This is a genomic window from Runella sp. (assembly GCF_965279615.1).
In the GTDB taxonomy this organism is placed as follows: domain Bacteria; phylum Bacteroidota; class Bacteroidia; order Cytophagales; family Spirosomataceae; genus Runella.
Genome location: NZ_OZ257252.1, coordinates 6731356 through 6749812, shown reverse-complemented (window position 1 = coordinate 6749812; position 18457 = coordinate 6731356). Strand labels below are relative to the sequence as shown.

The window sequence follows — 18457 nt, the reverse complement described above, 5'->3', positions numbered from 1 at the left end:
TTTTTTTTTGAAAAACTTACAAATGATCTTTTGGCAGAGTGAAGTGTTATGTTATTGCCAGAGATAAACCAGAACCAGCTGAATAAACGAGTAAAGCAGGTTTGAATTTTTACGAAGTAAGGTGAGCGAATTGTGCAATGTATTTCGGACTGTTTTTTCGGAAACATCCATGATGGAAGCAATTTCAGGAATGCTGAAATTTTCATAATACCGAAGCGTAATAGCTTCCAATTGACGTTTGGGGAGGTTTTTAAGAATGGCGACCAATTTATGGGTTAATTCCTTATCGGTCTCATCCGTACTGTATTCATAAGCCGGATGGTTGTCTGTGATCAAAAAAGACTCAAAATCTATTTTATCAACTGCCTTTTCCTTTTCATTAATACGACGAATATCTCTTCTAAGACTGAGAAAGAGGTAGAACTTGATATTGTCGACTGCTGAGAGCCTTTCACGGGTACGCCACAGCCTGATAAACAAATCCTGAATAACATCCTCTACCTGTGTTTGATCCACCATAAATTTCTTTCCGTAGGAATACAACGAATCGAAGTATAGCTCATATATCTCGGCATAGGCACTTTTATCCCCTAGCCGAAAGGCATTCCATATTGCTATATCATGAAGTGAATCCTGTATCACACTAGCCGGGGGTTTGACTTAATAAAAGTAGCACTTTTCAGTAAATAATACATTCCGGGCCTTGTTTCATCTTTTCTATTTATCATAAAATATATCTCTCCTTGTTTAATTAAGTTCACCATTTGCATGTACTCAGTTCCGTGGTGGCCTATCGGTGGGAGGGGTATTTCAAAGATGGCAGTTTACCAATAAATATACCTTATTTGTATATTATTTTTGTAATTGACTACTAAGATTAGATTACTGAGGAAAGCTCAAAACTGTTGCAGTTTTGAGCTTTGATTATAAAAAACCCATTCTCAGAGCTTTTTTATGTCTTGAAGCTTAAGGATTGATCAAGGCAAAAACCTTCAGAATGAAGTATTTCTTACTTTCTTCCAAAGTGATAACTTTTGTGAACGTAATGAAGAGTCCCGTTTGGAGTACACCCTGTTTTTTGCTGACCCGGAGCGGTGGGCAGATGTGTGGCAGGCCGTACAAAGTGCTGAGATAATACAACTGCTTAAAAAGGCGAAGACCTTAATCAAAGGTAGGTCAAAATCTAATTGATAATGAAACAGGGCCCTTACAAAGAGGGTGTGTTTGGTCAAGGGTTCATTTGCAGGGTAAGTGTATATCTTAAAAAAAAATATGGCCATACCTCATTAAGATATGGCCATACGGTACACTTTACCCTACTTAAAATATTATTCAATAATCACCGGAGTGATTGAACATACATTTTAATAACTATACAAATTTAAGGTATAAAGTCAACTTTAAGGTACCATTGAAGGCCTGACAACCGCGAAACCTACCTATTGGCAGGTGAAATCACCGGAATCTAAGGCGAAGTGTTGAAAATTATCAATGGTATACTCTCGCGTCATTGCTTTGAATGTGATTTAGCGAATGATGTCTAACCAATAATCGGGACCTAATACCCGGAACATAAAAAAGCCATGCGGTTATCACATGGCTTGTACAATCTTATAAGGTTAGGAAAGGGATGCTAATTATAGTAGGGGAAAGTGCCTTTTTCTTGGTACAAAGAAAGCGAACATTTGCTTCCCCGGAACCTGAAATGAACAGAATAGGTACCTTAATGAGTGAACGCATTGAAAAATAAACAAATCGTCGCTTTCTCTAAATCAAAGGATTAACGACGCATCCCTGAGGTGGCTCCAAAAAGCGGCACACATTTTTGCACAACATAATGCGAAATGGGAATTCAGAAAGGGATTAAGACTCGAAAGAGTTATGATGTTGATTTTAAGCAGGAAGAAGCGCGAAAGAAATCTCTGCGACGTTTGGAATTGTCGAAAAACGGATCGATTTCTATAGTACATTTGAACTCTGTTGTAATAAATACTCAAAATGGCCGTAATTAAACTGTCAGTTGAGCAACCCGTGTAGGGAAATCCGCGATTTCTATAGCCAACCCTGTGAATCATGTTCCGATCTGCACGGGTGAATTTTTAAAGCCTCGACAGTTCAATTGGTTTTGAAACCGTGTATGCTATGCCAGGGTCTAAAAATTCACTGCTCGCTTCTTCATTGTTTGCTAAACGTTTATTAAACCGATTTATTTATGAAAAAGTACATTGGGATTGATGTAGCTAAAACTACCTTAGCAGTGGCCTTGCCAACAATGAGCGGAGGCTGGACTATTAACACTTATCATAATACACCGGAGGGTATCCATTCCTTATTAAGCCATTTACCTAATGGATCTCACTGTATTTTGGAAGCTACGGGTTCTTATTCCGTTTTGGTGACATACATGCTTTGTCAGGCAAAAATTAATGTATCGGTCATTAATCCTAAACAGAGCCATAATTTCGCTAAGATGCAATTGTCAGTCACTAAGACTGATCCAAGAGATGCTGTTTTATTGGCCGAATACGGTCGATTAATACAACCGCCTCTATATCAAATGACTACTGATAGTCTGTTGCGTCTTCGACAAAAGAGAACACTATTGCGCCAATATCACAAGCAACGCACCATACTTCTAAATTTACAACATTCGTTTGCTCCCCTACCGGTTAAAGATTTATCAACTGAGCAAAGTTTACAGGAAATGATTGATCGCTTTGAGGCTGCTATTGCCAGCCTCCAACAGGAGGTATGCCAAATATGTCAGGATGATTTTAAAGAACAGTATAATCGATTAACATCAATAAAAGGCATTTCGCATAAAGTTGCTACGGCACTGATTGAGACTACAAATGGCTTTCAGGATTTCCGTTCGGCTAAAGCATTAGCCAAATTTATTGGCCTTGCCCCTACTACTTATCAATCAGGTAAAATGGCTACTCATCGCGGTATTTGTCGAACGGGAGATCCTCATTTGCGTGGTTTATTATATGTTGCCAGTTGGTCAGCAATCCGTTATAATAAAGCGTGTCGAGAGTTTTATCAGCGTCTGAAAGCTGCCGGTAAAGCATCTAAATTAGCTCTGATTGCTGTTGCCAACAAGTTACTCCGCCAAGCTTTCGCATTAGTTCGATTTGATGAAGATTATAATGATAATTATCAACCAAAATTTCGATTGAATGCTTGCATTTGAACACAGTTCATGATTCATGCAAGCGCATGTTTATAGTTTTCGTCATAATTTCGATCATCTCGAACGCAAGCGAATATTCGAAGCACTAGCTTATTGCGAACGTTGTTAATCACGAGCCGCATCGGCCTTTAGATTGAAAGTTCTGCCGGATATTTAGATGATAAATTCAACGGAGTAGTTTGGCAGGATAATGCCTCTAATGAGATGGGTTATTTTATTGAACGCTCTTTATCTGTCAATTCAGGATTTGTGCCTGTTGGGGGTGTTAAACCGAATACCGCCACCTTCATGGATGCGACTGTGCTTTTAAATACGCCCTATTATTATCGGATTCGGCCTTCCAATACCACCACGGGGCACCTAAGCAACGTGTCCGGTGTCTTTACCGGGGTATGTACAACGATGTATACGCTCAAAGAAGGCAATTGGAATGATCCAAGCGTTTGGTCCTGTGGCCGCTTACCAACTCAGAATGACAAAGTGGAAATCAATCATACAGTGACTGTTCCTGAAAATTACGAGGCGATGGCTTCTGATCTACTGTTTAATGCTTCCGCACGGTTGATATGACAAAGCGGTTCACGATTGCAATTAGGCAAACCGGATTAATTTACTGTTTTATGAAAGGATCATTGAAGTACGGATGATATTAAAAGTATATATAAACCAAAACCTGCGTTGCACAAAATGGTAAAGTAAAGTGGCAATAGTGTAGGTATGACAGGGGGGATTTATATTCTGTATTTGCAAGGCAATAGTAAGCCTCATTTAATTAAATAACGCGGTGAGTTGAATCAGGAGGTATTTTGCAATAATTTAGGGCCTTCTTTTATTTACTCAACGATGCCACGCCTTTCTTTATTCATTCTCGTTCTTTTCTATTCCTCCTGCCTTTATGGCCAGACTACCTATACTACCAATGTTAACTGCCGTCTGTCGGCCCGAAAATTTATTAATGGAGAGTCCGGTACTGCTTTTGATCTTATAAGTGATTCTCAATATAATATCTATTATATTCCGGCTTACTACAAAGATGATATTGCCATTAATTATAATGTTCATGGTTGTGGAGGACAGGCCTCTGACCTGTGGGATGCTCGCTGGGTAAATGAAACAAACAGAGGAGAGTTTATTAAACCCGTTGAATTTACCTGGACAGGCCCTAATATATACGAGAAGGGATTTATTCAATTTTATGATCAAAACTGTATCTATGGCGGGCGAGGCTGTACGAAAGAGGCATTCTCGATTCCTAATCCCTACACCCCTGAGGAGGGTGACGATTTTTTCCATCCTTATTTAAAAATAAAAGCCCCGACAAAAACGACCGAATATACCTTGACTTACAGTAAGCGCTATACAGACCCTAACGGGAATGTAAGTATCTATACCGCCACCGGCAAAGTAGTCCTTGTAATAGGTCAATCGGTCCCGACAGGTATAACACATTATCAGCAGCTCATTGACAACCCTACCTTCAGCACCCCGACCTTTCTCAGTAAAAATGATTTCAGCGTGTGCGCCGATGCTTCAGAGGCTTCCCTGTTTGGCATGAAGTTGAATGATGAAGGACTGAAAAAGGAAAACTTGGGAATTCGTATCAAAGAGAATACAACCGGTAATGAGGAATTGTACGGTAAACTTTCTCCTCTCATATATATTGGGGCAGATTCCATGACAGTGCGCTATAAACACCCCAACCACCTTGAAAACCCAACAAACAGCCTTAAACTGACCCTTGAAATATATTTATTGGATGATCCTTCCTTTGCGGTTGAATCCTTCCCGTTGACGGTCTATCGCGCCCCGCTTCTGATGGTTCATGGTCTGTGGTCAAATCCGGATGTTTTTACCAAACTTGAAAGCCAATTGCAGTATGCTGACATCTATCCCTACCCTTATTACACTTCAGCGCCAATTCTGACCAAACGTGCTGATTACTCGGGCACAAACAGTGCCTCCTTTGCCGAAAATGTACCGAAAATCAAAGTTGAAATAGACGAATTGATTCAGGAACTGGCTCAAACCCATGTTGCAGCAGGTGCCGTTGATTACATCGGACACAGCATGGGAGGGGTTTTGGGCAGAATGTATTTGCAGGGAGATACCTACCAAACGAGAATTCACAAACTCATCACCTTAAATACCCCCCACTCCGGCTCTCAAATAGCCAATATCATGGCTGATGCTAAAATCGTGCTGCCTACCTCCATGCACTACCTGTGCAATACGCTGATTCCGTTGTTCTCTGAAGCGGCAACCCAAGCCTGTGAAGGTGGGGCACTGGATAATTTACGCGTAGACAGCCCGGAAATTACCGGAACACTCAACGGCATACGGCGCAACTATCGAACGGTGCCGTCTCATACCGTTGTCACGGTCGAATACCAAACTCCCAAGGAGATTTTGGAGGGATTGTTTGAAGCCATAGCTGATGAAGTTAACCCGTTGAGTCCCGGTGCAAAAAATATCATCAAAGGCATCGGAAAGTATACTTTTAAAGATGTATTGCCCCATATGATGTTGGATGTGGGTACGTCACTGATCTTTGACGGGCTGAATGATGCAATTGTCTCTCAGGTCAGTCAACAGGGTGGCATGACCGGCAGTTGTACAAGCCTGATCGAAAATCAGGGCCATTGCGGCTCTCCTGAAAATGATGAGGTCATTGAGCAAATCAAAGCACTATTGCTCTCGGCACCCGGCAGTAGTTCATTTTGCCAATATTTTAACCCCATAAATATCGGAAAACCGACGGTTCCCCTTAAGATTCCTTCCGGAACTGTTGCAGTTACTTCCCCCAAACCGGGACAATTCATACGGGGAGGAGCGACTACTGCCGTCAGAGTTTCGGGTACCAATTTAACAGATATCAAAGTATTGGTTGAATACAGTTCAGCAGAGATCGTTACTGCTCGGTCGGTTGGTACTGCGGGCATTTATACCACTCCGGTCAGCAGTGAGGAAGGCAGGAGAAAGGTGATTGTTATTGGAAAAACTACCGCAGGCGGATATGTGGCCGATACCTCTTGGTTTTACATCAACAATCATTTATGTGAGTCCATTCGATCCGGCGATTGGTCGGCGTCTGCTACCTGGTCGTGCGGCCACGAGCCAACGGTCACAGACATCGTTATCATACAGGCAGGGCATACAATCACTGTTTCGACCGACGCTGCACAAGCCCTGCAGATCAATTACTATGGAGGAATACTCAAATTTTCCAACCCCAATGCCAAGATATTTATAAAGGGAAACGACTGATTGGCCTGCAGCCAAACGCTATTTTTTTTCTAAAATGCTTAATCGTTTCTTCAATTCGCTGATTTCTTCCGATTGTTTTGCGCTGTAAATGGTCAATTCTTCCACTTTTTCCAGCAGTTTAGCCACGATCATATTAATTTCAACACCGTTTTCAACCACTTCTTTGGCAGAAGGAACGTCAGGCAATCGTTTGTTTTCGTTGGCAAACTTCATCACCTCTTCAATGGGCGCAAGTTTGTAGCCGGACTCAAATACCCGATCAGACCATTGATTTTGGTTGTCATATTTGATCTTGAAATTGGAAACCAAAAATTTGCCCTCCGAATCCAATCCCAAAAAATCACGGCCATTGATTTTTAAGGAAGGAGAATTAAAACCTATGCGCATATTCACTACGCCTTTAACATCAAGTCGGTAAGCCGGTGCAGCCGTCCCGATGCCTACTTTGATGCCGGCATTTGCGGTATCTCCCAGAATAATGGCGTTATTGATCGCTACTTTAGCGTTGGTACCGATGGCCACAGAATTGGTAATAGCAGATGCCGTACTGTTTGAGTTGCTGCCCAGAAAAATATTATTTTGTCCTGTCACGATAGTATTGCCACTGCTGAATCCCAAGAGAATATTGGACATATTTTTTATTTTAAGAATCGAGGAACCATTGATTCGATAGGAGCTGGTATCGGGAATCGTAATGCCGCTTTTAACCGTTAGAATGCTGTTGGCAGGAGTTTCAATGATTTGTGCCTGAGCATAAGCTATAATGATTAAAAAGAATGGAAGAATTGTAAGCTTTTTCATAAGTAGTTTATTTTCAGATCCTTATTAATTCATACTGCTCCATCTAAAGGGTATACTTTATAAATGTATATTGTTTTCACGAAGCAATATAACTACAGGATGTTTCAAAGATAATCAGGAAAAATGTGATTCATACGGTTAATTCTTTCACCTTTAAATTTTCTGAGTATTTGCTTTTAATTCCCTAGTGGCTGATTACTAAAGGGAGCCCGCTTCAGTAATCAGCCATTTGCTGTTATTAGAACTTATTGGGGAATTTTAAGCACTGATTTACAGAATTTTATATTGTAGTTGATTGGCAATGAGTTGAATTGATCAAGTTAATTATTTATGAAAACCATAGCTGCTTTTGCTAATTGACAGCTTGAAGCATCCTTTCAGGGATTCGTTCGGCTAAACCTCGCAAAACCAAAGAAAATTTCCCAACACGCTCTTAATCTATGATTTTTCCTTCTTGGATACATCGGCTTCAACGAGACCTTTACAAATATTGACATTATGATTGACACACAGTATAGATGAGTTGAATCGTCAAGAAGAACACTAGTCACATTGGAACTGCTCTGTGAGCGTTAAATTTCTGTCAAAACTAAAACATCGCTTTTCGGTGCTTAAAGCTCCTGATGCATCTTTAATGCTGTATTTCAAGCTTATCTGAATGTATTCTTTGGGTGCTCCATATTGTACAAAATACTTCTGCTCCTCCAATTCCCGGTAATCGGCTTGGTGGTTGAGGCTTTCTTTCAAAATTCGTTTTGCTTCTTCACAGCATTTAATCAGACTGTCCTGTGGAGTATAGGCTTGAGTGTTTTTAGCGCTGAATGGCTTTAAATAGTCAGTTAGTACAATGATCACCGCAATAGCAATGATAATGATCCCCGTTCCAATAATCTGTCTTTTTTTAAACGTCATTATTCCTACTGAAAATTTAGATTGCTTTGACAACTCATTGCAAATTTATGCCTTTTTTACCTCCATCCGCCCGGTAAACGTATTCTTTCAATTTTCTTCCTGCTTTCAGGAAGTTATTTTACATAAAAAGGCCTTTCCTGCACATTGAACGAATATTTTGCAGAATCAATGTATCAGTAATGCACATACTGAACGTTTAAACAAAAGCGTAGTATTCATACTGCCTTTCCCGACCTAAACTACACTGATCTACAGCCATGCGTAAACTTCTCCTTTTGGCCTTGCTATGGCCATGCCTGAGTATATTACACGCCCAAACCCCCAATCGTTTTTTAATCCAAGGCATTACTGCCGACACCTCCTCCAATCCGCTGGGTTCGGCTACTGTTATGCTTTTGCAGCGCAAAGATTCCTCATTGGTCAATTATACCCGCTCCAACGAAAAGGGTGCCTTTGCAATGCGCAATGTCAAACGTGGCGATTATTTACTTAAGATCTCTTACGTTGGCTACATTCCGTTCCAACAGGATATTGTCTTTGCCGACAATGAAGTTGTTGATATGGGAACGCTCAAAATGAAAGCCATTACCAAAGAACTCTTTGAAGTAGTCATCAAAACAGCACGTGCACCGCTGACCATAAAAGGAGATACCATCGAATACAATGCGTCTTCGTTTAAAGTACCGGTCGGCTCAACGGTGGAAGATCTGCTTCGAAAACTTCCCGGTGTGCAGGTAGACGCCAACGGAAAAATCACCGCTCAAGGACAGCAAGTGCAGAAAGTAACCGTGGACGGCAAGCGCTTTTTTGGCAATGACCCCAAAATGGCGACCCAAAATCTACCGGCGGAAGCGATCACAAAAGTGCAGATATTCAACGATAAAAGTGAGCAATCGAAAGTAACGGGGGTAGATGACGGCAAGCAGGAAAAAACAATAAATCTGGAGTTGAAGGATGAATTCAAAAAAGGAGGGTTTGGAAAACTGACGGCCGGTGGCGGTACCGATGGCAACAGCAGCGCAGGCCCGCGCGGAGAGCTGAAGGCAAACTACAACAAGTTTGATGATAAGCACCAACTTTCGCTCATTGCGATAACCAACAATACCAACCAAACAGGCATGTCATGGAATGATTATGAGGACTTTAAGGGCAGCAGTTCGTACAACGGCTGGGACGATAACGGCAATTTCGGCTTTGGTGACGATGGATATAATTCCGACGAGAACGAAGATGGCGGCCTTAGTCTTCCCGTGGGCGGCAATGGCGAAGGCTATTCAAACAATATATCCGGGGGCGCCAATTACAACTACAACACAAAAAAAATAAAGACGAACGTAAGTTATTATTATAACTCGACCCGAAAGGTACTGGATGCTCTCCGAAACCGTGAGACCTTTCTCGAAACCGGCTCTTTCAAAACAACGGAAGAAAGCAGTCAGATCAATTTTCTGGGCAATCACCGCTTGTCTTTTCGCCATGAGCAAACCCTTGACTCGCTCAATACTTTTATTTTCACCAATAACAGCCGTTATAACGTAGGCAATGCCCGATTGAATAGTTTGCAGGCCAATTTTAAGAACAATGATGTTAAATCAAACGAAAGCGCCATCAACAACTTAACCAAAACAAACAAGTTTGAAATGGCCAATACGTTGATCTATCGCCTAAAGTTTAAACCTAAAAAAGGACGCAGTTTTGCGGCAAGTCTTTCCTATAACTTTACCAACAACGATGGCAGTGCCGACCAACAATCACTTAATTCATTTTACAATGCCACAAACCCTACCGATGTGATTCGTCAGTTGTTGGACCTGACCAATACCACGGGCGGAAAAACAAGCCAGATCAAAGCCGGTCTGTTATTTGTCGAGCCGTTTGCCAAGCGTTATTTCTGGGAAAGTTTTATCAATGTCAGTCACCGTTCCAACACCATTGACCGAGATGTATTTGATCTGGCCAAAGACGCCGGCCGTCGCACACCCGTAGACAGTTTGAGCGGTTATTATAACAATAATTATGACTATGCCCGCATTGGAAGCAGCCTCCGTTACTCATTCAAAGGATTGAATCTTTCGGCAGGATTGGCGGTACAGCGTTTCGATATTAACGGAAGTTTTACGAGAGGTGTCAATCCGGCCGCTTCGTCAAGCCTCGGCAATGTATCAACCATCCATCGTACGTTTACCGCGTTGATACCCAATGCCACCTTTAGCTATGACCTTAAGAATAACCGTTATATGTCGGCAAACTACAGTGTAGGTGTCACCCAACCAAGCACCCGCGATCTGCAACCCGTCATCAACAACAGCAACCCATTGTTTATCAGTCAGGGTAATCCCGATCTGTTGCCGGAAGTCAATCATAACATCAGTTTTGGGTACAATATGTTCAATCCGGCGAGTTTTACAAACATTTACGGCCATTTGTACTACGCCTACCGACTAAATCAAGTAGTTTATAATCAACAGGTTGACCCTTCTACATTGGTTACCTTTACAAAACCGGTCAATATTTCGGGCGGACAAAGCACGGGAGCCTATATAGGTTTTGGATTTCCGTTAAAAAAGACCAAAGCCAGCATGAGCTTTAACCTTAATCCCGGTTTCAGCAAAAGCCTTACGCCCATCAACGGAGTCATGAACCAAACCAATAGCGTCAACTATCACTTCGGTGCCCGTCTGGATTTGACGCCAAGCGACAATTTCACCTTCTTTACCAATGCAAGCTGGAGTATCAATAACACTAAATATTCTATCAATACCACTCAAAATCAGCAAATTATAAATCACAGCTACGAAAGCACCATGAACATTCGGTTGCCGAAAGATTTCTTTATTACTTCGAGCCTCAATTATCAAATATACATCAACAATCGCTATGGTTTTAACCGACAGATACCGATTCTAAATGCATCGATCTACAAGATTTTGGGTAAATCGAAGAAAGCTGAAGTTCGCCTTTCCCTTTACGATGCTTTCAACCGTAACTTGGGAGTCAGTCAAACGGCTTATCAAAATTACGTTTCGCAGGAGCGTGTGCAGACGTTGGCGCGTTATTTCATGCTGAGTTTTACGTACAACATGCGCGGAATCAAGACCACCATCAAGCGCGGAGACAGCTTTTTCTAAGCTATTGAGAGGCAGATGCTCTACTTTATTACTGAAAAACGGGCTATAAACAGGGTGAGTCATATCTCCCCTACTCCGCCTGTTTTTCCATAAACTCTTCCGCTACTCTGTCTTCTTTCCGGTAGAAAGGGCGGATAATGATGCGTGTGCCGCGTTCGTAAGTGAAAAACCGATATATCCAATTGCTGAGCACGACCAACTTGTTACGGAATCCGATCAAATAATAAATGTGCACAAACAGCCAAGCCACCCAAGCCACAAACCCACTCAAATGCAAATTTCCGGGAAGATCGGCGACGGCCCTGCTGCGACCAATGATGGCCAATGAGCCTTTATCAAAATATTCAAATGGCTTTAAAGCTTCTCCTTCATGCATTCGTTTCAGGTTTTTAGCCAAGTGAACTCCCTGTTGAATGGCAGGTTGCGCCACGCCGGGATGACCTTTGGGGTATTTCTCCGTTTTCATTAACGCAATATCGCCAATGGCAAAAATGTCAGAAAAGCCCTGAACTTGGTTAAATTCATTGACCAAATAACGCCCTTTTTCAATGGTGGCATCGGGCAGGCCTTCTATCGTTGAGCCCATCACCCCGGCTGCCCAAATGAGCGTACGGGTTTTAATCTGCTCACCGCCCTTGAATGTTACCACCTCGCCATCGTAGGATTCTACCATGGTTTTGAGCTTGATGATGATGCCCATTTTCTCCAAATTTTTCTGCGTACTGCGGCTCGCCTCGGGCGACATGGGCGGCAACACCCGCTCCAGCCCTTCTACCAGATAAATATTCATTGTCTTGAAATTCATTCCCGGATAGTCGCCCGGCAATACATGCTTACGCATTTCGGCCAACGAACCCGCCAACTCTACCCCGGTAGGGCCGGCACCAACAATGACGACATTGAGCAAACTTTGGCGAATGGTTTCGTCTTTGGTCATATTGGCCTGCTCAAACGATTGCAGCAATTGGCTGCGCAGATTGAGCGCGTCGGGAAGGCGCTTCAGCGGGAACGAGAAATGCTTGATCTGTTCATTACCAAAATAATTGGTCTTAGTGCCCGTCGCGATGATGAGGTAATCGTACGAAAGATCTCCCACGAGCGTAGAGATCATCTTATTTTTGGGGTCAATGTACGTGACGCGCACCGGACGAAAATGGAAATCTTCGTACTCTTCATCAAACATTTTTCTAAGTGGCTCCGCAATGGCATCCGGCTCTAATCCTGCTGTAGCAACCTGATACAACAACGGCCAAAAACCATGATAATTCTGACGGTCAAACAAGACCACCTGAAAGTGCGTATTCGACAGCTTTTTGGCTAAGTTGATACCGCCAAACCCTCCTCCTACAATGACAACTCTTGCCTTGGTGGAATCGGGAATATTTAGAGAAAGTTCCTGTAAGTCAAGCATAGAGACATGAGGATTTTTAAACCCTTTTATGATCTTATGCCATTTCTTTTCTAAAAAATTGAACCACCGGAAACAGGCGCTTATGACATTGACAATGGTTAAAATGGGGAGCTATTTTCCGGAAATCAGCCCAATTTGGGACATATTTCATCAAACTTGTCCAATAATTTACCCATCTACTCCAATTCAGGAAAGGTAATTCATTGGACAAATTTCGGTCGGTCGGGTTGTGAGCAACCCTCTACACACGAACACACTTGCCGTGTAGCGGGTTGCTCACAACCCGACCGGCTGTTAACCGAGAAACCACTTATCATTACCGATGGTGTCTTCTTCCATACTGTCCGTAAATAGCAGTCGCTTGTCCGTATGCGGACAATTTAGAAATTTAACTTTGCTGATTATCAACATTTTAAACTACCGGTATAGAGTTTGATTGTTTATTATGCAGTTCCAGTTGCTATCTATTCAGTCATTGAAAAAAGAAATTGGAAATTTAGTTTAGGTTAAGAAAACGGAAAGCACCCGAGTAATATTCGGGTGCTTTTTTATTAACATTCTTTAAAATTCTGTTTATCAGTGCATTCTATCTCCGCGTACGTCGAGTGTTTGCATAATGTTGGCTTCGGCGGCCAAGAGTTCTTTCCAACGGGCTCGCACTTTTTCGGCAGGTAGGTATTCTTCAGCGAGTTCGATGAAATTGCGATAATGCCCCGCTTCCGAGATCATGAGTTCGTGGTAAAATGTACGCAGGCTTTCATCGGCAATGTGTTGGGAAAGAAGTTTGAATCGTTCGCAGCTTCGGGCTTCGATCAACGCACACACCAACAGCCGATCAAGAAAGACTTCATCGCGGTCGCCTTTTTTCTTCACGATTTCCTGTAAACGATTTACGTATTCGTCTTTTCGCGCTCTTCCCAACTTAAAACCGCGCTTATTGAGTTCTTTGAGCACCATTCTGAAATGCGCCCATTCTTCCGCCACCACGGGCGTCATGACTTCTACAAGCTTTTCTTTTTCGGGAAAATGCACGATCATGGAAATACAGGCCGAAGCCGCTTTTTGTTCGCAATACGCATGGTCTATCAGAATATCTTCCAGTTGCATTTCGGCAATGTTGACCCAACGCGGATCAGTGGGAAGTTCCAGGCCAAGAGTAGTTAATGAAGGCATGACGTTTGTTATTCCGGAATTAGTAAGAAATAAGGGGTTAAAAGGTGCTTTAGCGGTGAATGTATGTGTTATTTAAGCAGTGAAATGAGTGATCAAAATGGCAGTTTTCCCAGATCAACGTTTCCGCCGGTGAGAATAATACCTACTTTTTTACCTTCAAAACGCTCTTTGTTTCGGAGCAATGCCGCAAAAGGAACCGCAGAGGACGGTTCAATGACGATCTTCATACGCTCCCAGATCAAGCGCATCGCTGCGATGATCTCGGGGTCGCTCACAAGCAAAATATCTTTGACGTGCAAACGAATGATCTCCAACGTTTTAGTGCCCAAACTCGTCAATAATCCATCGGCGATGGTGTCGATGTAGGGTGCTTTTTCGATGTTGCCCGTTTTGAAAGAAAGTACCGCATCGCCGGCGCCTTCGGGCTCGCCCGCAATGATCTCGGCTTTAGGATTCATATAATGAGCGCTCAGGGCCGTCCCGCTCAACAATCCTCCCCCACCCACGGGTGCCATAATAATGTCAAATTCACCATGATCTTCGATAAGCTCTTTGGTCGCGGTAGCCTGACCTGCAATAACCCGATAATCATCAAATGGATGGATCATGGTTGCTCCGTATTCGGCAATCACTTGCTCTACAGTGCTTTCGCGAGCGTCGAGCGTTGGTTCGCATTCGATCACTTCGGCACCATAACCGCGTACAGCATCCTTTTTTACCTGCGGCGCGGTGCGTGGCATTACAATATACGCTTTGGCTCCAACCAATCCTGCGGCATAGGCAAGGGCTTGTGCATGATTACCCGATGAGTGCGTTGTTACCCCATTTTGCAACTCTTCCGGCGTCAGCGACAAAACCGCATTTACGCCGCCCCGGGCCTTAAATGCGCCTATTTTCTGAAAATTTTCGCACTTAAAATACACATCAGCTCCACTGATCCGATTCAGCGTTTGACACGTCATCGTGGGTGTGTGATGGACATAAGGCCGAATGCGTTCGTGCGCCGCCGTAATAGTGGATAGAGTTGGAATCATTTTGCCGAATTTTGGGAGCGAATATGGCACAAAAAGTCGAAACCGAGCAAAACAACTTCATTTTTTTGCGGAATAAAAATAGCCGGAAAGCAAGGTAGATACTTTACCGGCAACCATTTACCGTAAAAAGCCGAGCAACATTATTATTTGCGCAAAAAGGGCGGACGTAAACCCCGCCCCTACAAGTATAGGTATTTCTTTTATGAATTAAACTACACTGCTTTCCAGGTCATGATTGCTTTTACCTTTACGCCGTCTTCCATATCTTCTACCTCTACTTTCAGAAGCTTTGATGACGATTCCACTACTTTCCATTCTGAAATATCGTTTTTATCATTGGCCGCCTTTTGCAAAAATGATGATGTTGTCTTTGTCACATTCACGTAATAAGAACATCAGGTCAGGATCCGCGTCGAAGTCCACAGGAGGGTCCATAACGAAGGAAGAAAGCATGAGGCGTTTGCCCATAAATGGTAAGTTACTGCCGGCGGGTTCTGCTTCGATATCGTTTTTCTTGCAACCGGACACAGTCAGTACGATGACAGCTACAAGGGCTATCATAAAAGCGTTAATTCGTTTCATGGCTTAAAATTTTTATTGTTTAAAATGGTTGTATACGTCGGCAGGAAGTAAATGGAAACCTTAAAAACCGCCTGTCGATGTTGCAAATATGGCATTTGCACAAGAGCCGTATCAATCGAAAGTCGACTGAAATGTTATTTTCCGTTACCGAACCGGTGAAAGAAACGCTAAATAGGCCGGGAAATGGCAAAGCCGAAAAGGCTATCCGGTACAGCAGGCACCCCTATGTCAACCCATTTATGCGGCGGCCTTAAAACGGAGCGTCACTGCCGTTCCTTTTGAAAGTTCGCCGGTCACTTGGATCGTTCCCTGATTGGCTTCCACAAGTTCTTTCACCAGCACCAACCCCAAACCGGTTCCTTTCTCGCGGGCAGTGCCGATTTTAGAAGTCGTTTTACTCGGGTTGAATAATTGCGTAAGTTGTTCCGGCGTCATGCCAACGCCCGTATCCTGCACTACAATATGGCTGTGTTTGTCTTTTTCAAAATAGGTAAAAGTGATCTTGCTGCCCGGTGAAGAAAACTTCAGCGCATTTTGAAGCAGGTTTCGCACAATCACCGCCAAGTGATTTTTGTCGGTAAGAAGCCGTACCTCAGCGTTTATTTTATTGATGATCTGTATATTTTTTGCTTCACCTATCGGCAACATCACCTCAATTTCATCTTCAATGATGGGCAAAATATTTACTTTTTCCATGTTGGGATGGATACCTCTCATTTGTGAAACAGACCAGTTCAGTACGTTATCAAGCATGGTATGTACATTATTGAGCTGAACCGCCAGCGTTTGGGCCGAATCCGCGAATTCGGCCTGACTCAGTGCACCCCACTGAATGAGCATAAGGTAATTTTTAAGACCGGCCACAGGCGAGCGCAGATCGTGCGAAAGAATGGCAAAAAGCTTATCTTTTGTGTGGTTCAAGACAGTCAATTCTGTTTTTTGCCGCTCAATGCGTTTTTTATTTCGTTGGAGTATCACCAAAAAACCAACAAGCAGCCCTGCCACTACCACAGCCCCTATGAGCAAAATCTGCTGTTTTCTTTTTTGTTCAGCTAAAAAAGCTATTTGGTTTTCTTTTTTTTCAAGGTCCAGTGATGCTTTCAGCTGGGTCATTTGGAGTTTGCTGTCTCCTATTTGGCGTTTTTGCTGCAACCAAAGTTTTATCTCATTAAACTTAATTTCCCCTTCATACGCTTTTTTGAAAGTTCCCTGCTCCACGTACAAATTGGTTAAATTTTGATAGAAATAATACAAATGCAGCGAGTCCGGCTTTGATTTTTTATGTTCAGCTTCCACTCCGCTCAACAGTAGGCGTTCGGCTTCGGTGTAGTTTCGCAGCATGGTCTCCACTCTTGCCGCATCATTTAAATAGATCCATGCTCCTTTAGCCCGAGGCAGTTTATGTTCCACCATCGCCAATTTGCGATACACAGCCATCGCCTGTGCATTCTTCCCCATTTTTTGGAGCAAATCCGCGTAGTCTATTCCGTGAGTAAACCAACTGTCAAGGTCATGCTTTTCATAAATGAGCATACTCTGACGAAAATATTTTTCAGCTTCTTTATAGTTTTGAGTACGCATATTTACATCACCAATGAATCCATATGACTCCGCCACCACTCCCCAATCATTGGATTTAGTTGCGTAATTCAAGGCCCGATGGGCCAACTCAAGGGCATTGCCGGTATTTTGGTGTATTGAGATGGCCGTCAATAAATGATAACATTTTGACAAGTGCAGGTTATCATCCGCTTTTTTAGCTATGGCCACCCCACGGTTAAGCCATTTTAAGGCATTGGATTCGTCACGTGTTATATACAAAAAAGTATATGCCATACGGAACATGGCTCGGACCACCGCAAATGTGTCTCGACTGTGTTGGGCAACTTGCAGCGATTGGTCTAAAAAATACAGGCATGAGTCGCTGTTCAACTGTTCATATTCTATGCCTAACTTCAACAGTAACCGACTTCGGCTGCTGTCTGTCTTTACAATGGCCAGTTGTTTTTTGAGCGCAGGGATGTTCGTTTGAGCGTGAGCAAAAAAGCAGGTTGTCCAAAACACCGAAACCAAGCACAACAAATTCCTAATGGCTGAAAAACACATGATTAAATAAATCAGGTTAGAATGGTAGGATACAAATTTGGGGCACTGCCCCCGTCAATAAAATTTATATATATTGAAAACGGGGATTCACGTACAAAATCAACCTTTTCACAAACTTCTCCTTTTTACATTTTAGTATATAAAAGAATATGCTTTTTTTTGCAAAATTTACTTTTGGTCTCGGATAAAGATTTCGGTATTCATTTTATCTTTTTCCCGAATTTATTGAAAGGAAACACTTTACCCTACGTGAACTTATTTAATCAGTATCTTCTGCGCCACCTACAGATATCTGTTGCTGACTCAGCCTTTATTGCTTCTTTTTTTCGGAAAGAAGTTTTGAAAGCCGGCGATTATTTTGTGCGCCAAGGCAATGCCTGTGCTAAGTTGGCCTTTGTCGCTGATGGGGTTTTGAAAACCTATTATACTACCTACTCCAACCAAGAAAGCATCCGTTATTTTAGTGAAAAACAACAATGGGTAGGGCACTTGGAAAGCTTTGTGGGCCAAAAGGTCGCCCCAAACTCGGTAATTGCTGTTTTAGAATGCCACTTGGTCACCATCACCTATCATTCGTTTCAACAACTGCAACGTGATTTTTCTCTCATGAGCGCTCTCCCGGAAAAAATCCGTGAAGAAACAACCTCTGCCTCAGTTAACCTGTACAAAGACATCCAGGATTATAAAGCGCGCTATGAGGAATTCATCCGTTCAGAACCCGAGTTGGCATTTCAACTTTCTACGGAGGATATTGCCGGCTATCTGCACATCCCGCATGAAAAGCTGCTCCGGATACTGTGTGAAACGCTGTTCTTCTTCTGAAACAAACCAATTTGTATACATCTATCTGTTT

14 protein-coding genes are annotated in these 18457 nt (G+C 42.7%); 5 read left to right on the top strand and 9 right to left on the bottom strand.

Annotation, left to right across the window (positions count from 1 at the left end):
* Positions 1–51: 51 nt before the first annotated feature.
* Positions 52–642, bottom strand: a complete 591-nt coding sequence (locus ACQY73_RS28280; RefSeq protein WP_428657535.1) for an RNA polymerase sigma factor — start codon at positions 640–642, stop codon at positions 52–54.
* Between the two features lie 1570 nt (positions 643–2212).
* Between ACQY73_RS28280 and ACQY73_RS28275 the strand changes: the two genes are divergently transcribed.
* From ACQY73_RS28275 to ACQY73_RS28265, 3 genes are all read left to right on the top strand, one after another.
* Positions 2213–3193, top strand: coding sequence for an IS110 family transposase (locus ACQY73_RS28275; protein WP_428657534.1), 981 nt, complete (start codon positions 2213–2215; stop codon positions 3191–3193).
* 204 nt (positions 3194–3397) lie between these two features.
* A complete protein-coding gene (locus ACQY73_RS28270) occupies positions 3398–3763 on the top strand; it encodes a hypothetical protein (protein ID WP_428657533.1) in 366 nt (121 codons plus the stop codon).
* A gap of 273 nt (positions 3764–4036) precedes the next feature.
* Entirely contained in the window at positions 4037–6457 is a 2421-nt protein-coding gene (locus ACQY73_RS28265; protein WP_428657532.1) for an esterase/lipase family protein, read from the top strand.
* Between the two features lie 18 nt (positions 6458–6475).
* On the opposite strand, the gene ACQY73_RS28260 is transcribed toward ACQY73_RS28265, so the two are convergent.
* Positions 6476–7258: a hypothetical protein gene (locus ACQY73_RS28260; protein ID WP_428657531.1), complete on the bottom strand. Its 783-nt coding sequence runs from the start codon at positions 7256–7258 to the stop codon at positions 6476–6478.
* Positions 7259–7801: 543 nt separating this feature from the next.
* A complete protein-coding gene (locus ACQY73_RS28255) occupies positions 7802–8170 on the bottom strand; it encodes a hypothetical protein (RefSeq protein ID WP_428657530.1) in 369 nt (122 codons plus the stop codon).
* Positions 8171–8427: 257 nt separating this feature from the next.
* Here ACQY73_RS28255 and ACQY73_RS28250 point away from each other — a divergent pair, with 257 nt between their 5' ends.
* Positions 8428–11298, top strand: a complete 2871-nt coding sequence (locus tag ACQY73_RS28250; protein WP_428657529.1) for an outer membrane beta-barrel protein — start codon at positions 8428–8430, stop codon at positions 11296–11298.
* 70 nt (positions 11299–11368) lie between these two features.
* Here ACQY73_RS28250 and ACQY73_RS28245 read toward each other — a convergent pair whose 3' ends face one another.
* The 6 genes from ACQY73_RS28245 to ACQY73_RS28220 all read right to left on the bottom strand — a co-directional run bounded on the left by ACQY73_RS28245 (position 11369) and on the right by ACQY73_RS28220 (position 17604).
* Positions 11369–12709 carry an NAD(P)/FAD-dependent oxidoreductase gene (locus tag ACQY73_RS28245; RefSeq protein ID WP_428657528.1) on the bottom strand — a complete coding sequence of 447 codons (1341 nt, stop codon included), beginning with the start codon at positions 12707–12709 and terminating at the stop codon, positions 11369–11371.
* 576 nt (positions 12710–13285) lie between these two features.
* Positions 13286–13882, bottom strand: coding sequence for a tRNA-(ms[2]io[6]A)-hydroxylase (locus ACQY73_RS28240; protein WP_428657527.1), 597 nt, complete (start codon positions 13880–13882; stop codon positions 13286–13288).
* A gap of 92 nt (positions 13883–13974) precedes the next feature.
* The gene (locus ACQY73_RS28235; RefSeq protein WP_428657526.1) at positions 13975–14916 is read right to left on the bottom strand and encodes a threonine ammonia-lyase; all 942 of its coding nucleotides are present in this window, start codon (positions 14914–14916) and stop codon (positions 13975–13977) included.
* 212 nt (positions 14917–15128) lie between these two features.
* On the bottom strand, positions 15129–15269 hold the full coding sequence (locus ACQY73_RS28230; protein ID WP_428657525.1) for a hypothetical protein: 141 nt from the start codon (positions 15267–15269) through the stop codon (positions 15129–15131).
* On the bottom strand, positions 15250–15498 hold the full coding sequence (locus ACQY73_RS28225; RefSeq protein ID WP_428657524.1) for a hypothetical protein: 249 nt from the start codon (positions 15496–15498) through the stop codon (positions 15250–15252). The genes ACQY73_RS28230 and ACQY73_RS28225 overlap by 20 nt, the downstream gene beginning before the upstream one ends.
* A 237-nt stretch (positions 15499–15735) precedes the next feature.
* Complete coding sequence (locus ACQY73_RS28220) at positions 15736–17604, bottom strand: tetratricopeptide repeat-containing sensor histidine kinase (protein ID WP_428657523.1); 1869 nt, start codon at positions 17602–17604, stop codon at positions 15736–15738.
* A gap of 159 nt (positions 17605–17763) precedes the next feature.
* On the opposite strand from ACQY73_RS28220, the gene ACQY73_RS28215 reads away from it, so the two are divergent.
* The gene (locus ACQY73_RS28215) at positions 17764–18426 is read left to right on the top strand and encodes a Crp/Fnr family transcriptional regulator (RefSeq protein WP_428657522.1); all 663 of its coding nucleotides are present in this window, start codon (positions 17764–17766) and stop codon (positions 18424–18426) included.
* The last annotated feature ends 31 nt before the right edge of the window (positions 18427–18457 follow it).

Bases quoted from the DNA above. Each gene is read 5' to 3' on its own strand.
- ACQY73_RS28275 (WP_428657534.1), top strand. From the start codon at position 2,213: ATGAAAAAGTACATTGGGATTGATGTAGCTAAAACTACCTTAGCAGTG.
- ACQY73_RS28270 (WP_428657533.1), top strand. From the start codon at position 3,398: ATGGGTTATTTTATTGAACGCTCTTTATCTGTCAATTCAGGATTTGTG.
- ACQY73_RS28265 (WP_428657532.1), top strand. From the start codon at position 4,037: ATGCCACGCCTTTCTTTATTCATTCTCGTTCTTTTCTATTCCTCCTGC.
- ACQY73_RS28260 (WP_428657531.1), bottom strand. From the start codon at position 7,258: ATGAAAAAGCTTACAATTCTTCCATTCTTTTTAATCATTATAGCTTAT.
- ACQY73_RS28255 (WP_428657530.1), bottom strand. From the start codon at position 8,170: ATGACGTTTAAAAAAAGACAGATTATTGGAACGGGGATCATTATCATT.
- ACQY73_RS28250 (WP_428657529.1), top strand. From the start codon at position 8,428: ATGCGTAAACTTCTCCTTTTGGCCTTGCTATGGCCATGCCTGAGTATA.
- ACQY73_RS28245 (WP_428657528.1), bottom strand. From the start codon at position 12,709: ATGCTTGACTTACAGGAACTTTCTCTAAATATTCCCGATTCCACCAAG.
- ACQY73_RS28240 (WP_428657527.1), bottom strand. From the start codon at position 13,882: ATGCCTTCATTAACTACTCTTGGCCTGGAACTTCCCACTGATCCGCGT.
- ACQY73_RS28235 (WP_428657526.1), bottom strand. From the start codon at position 14,916: ATGATTCCAACTCTATCCACTATTACGGCGGCGCACGAACGCATTCGG.
- ACQY73_RS28225 (WP_428657524.1), bottom strand. From the start codon at position 15,498: ATGAAACGAATTAACGCTTTTATGATAGCCCTTGTAGCTGTCATCGTA.
- ACQY73_RS28220 (WP_428657523.1), bottom strand. From the start codon at position 17,604: ATGTGTTTTTCAGCCATTAGGAATTTGTTGTGCTTGGTTTCGGTGTTT.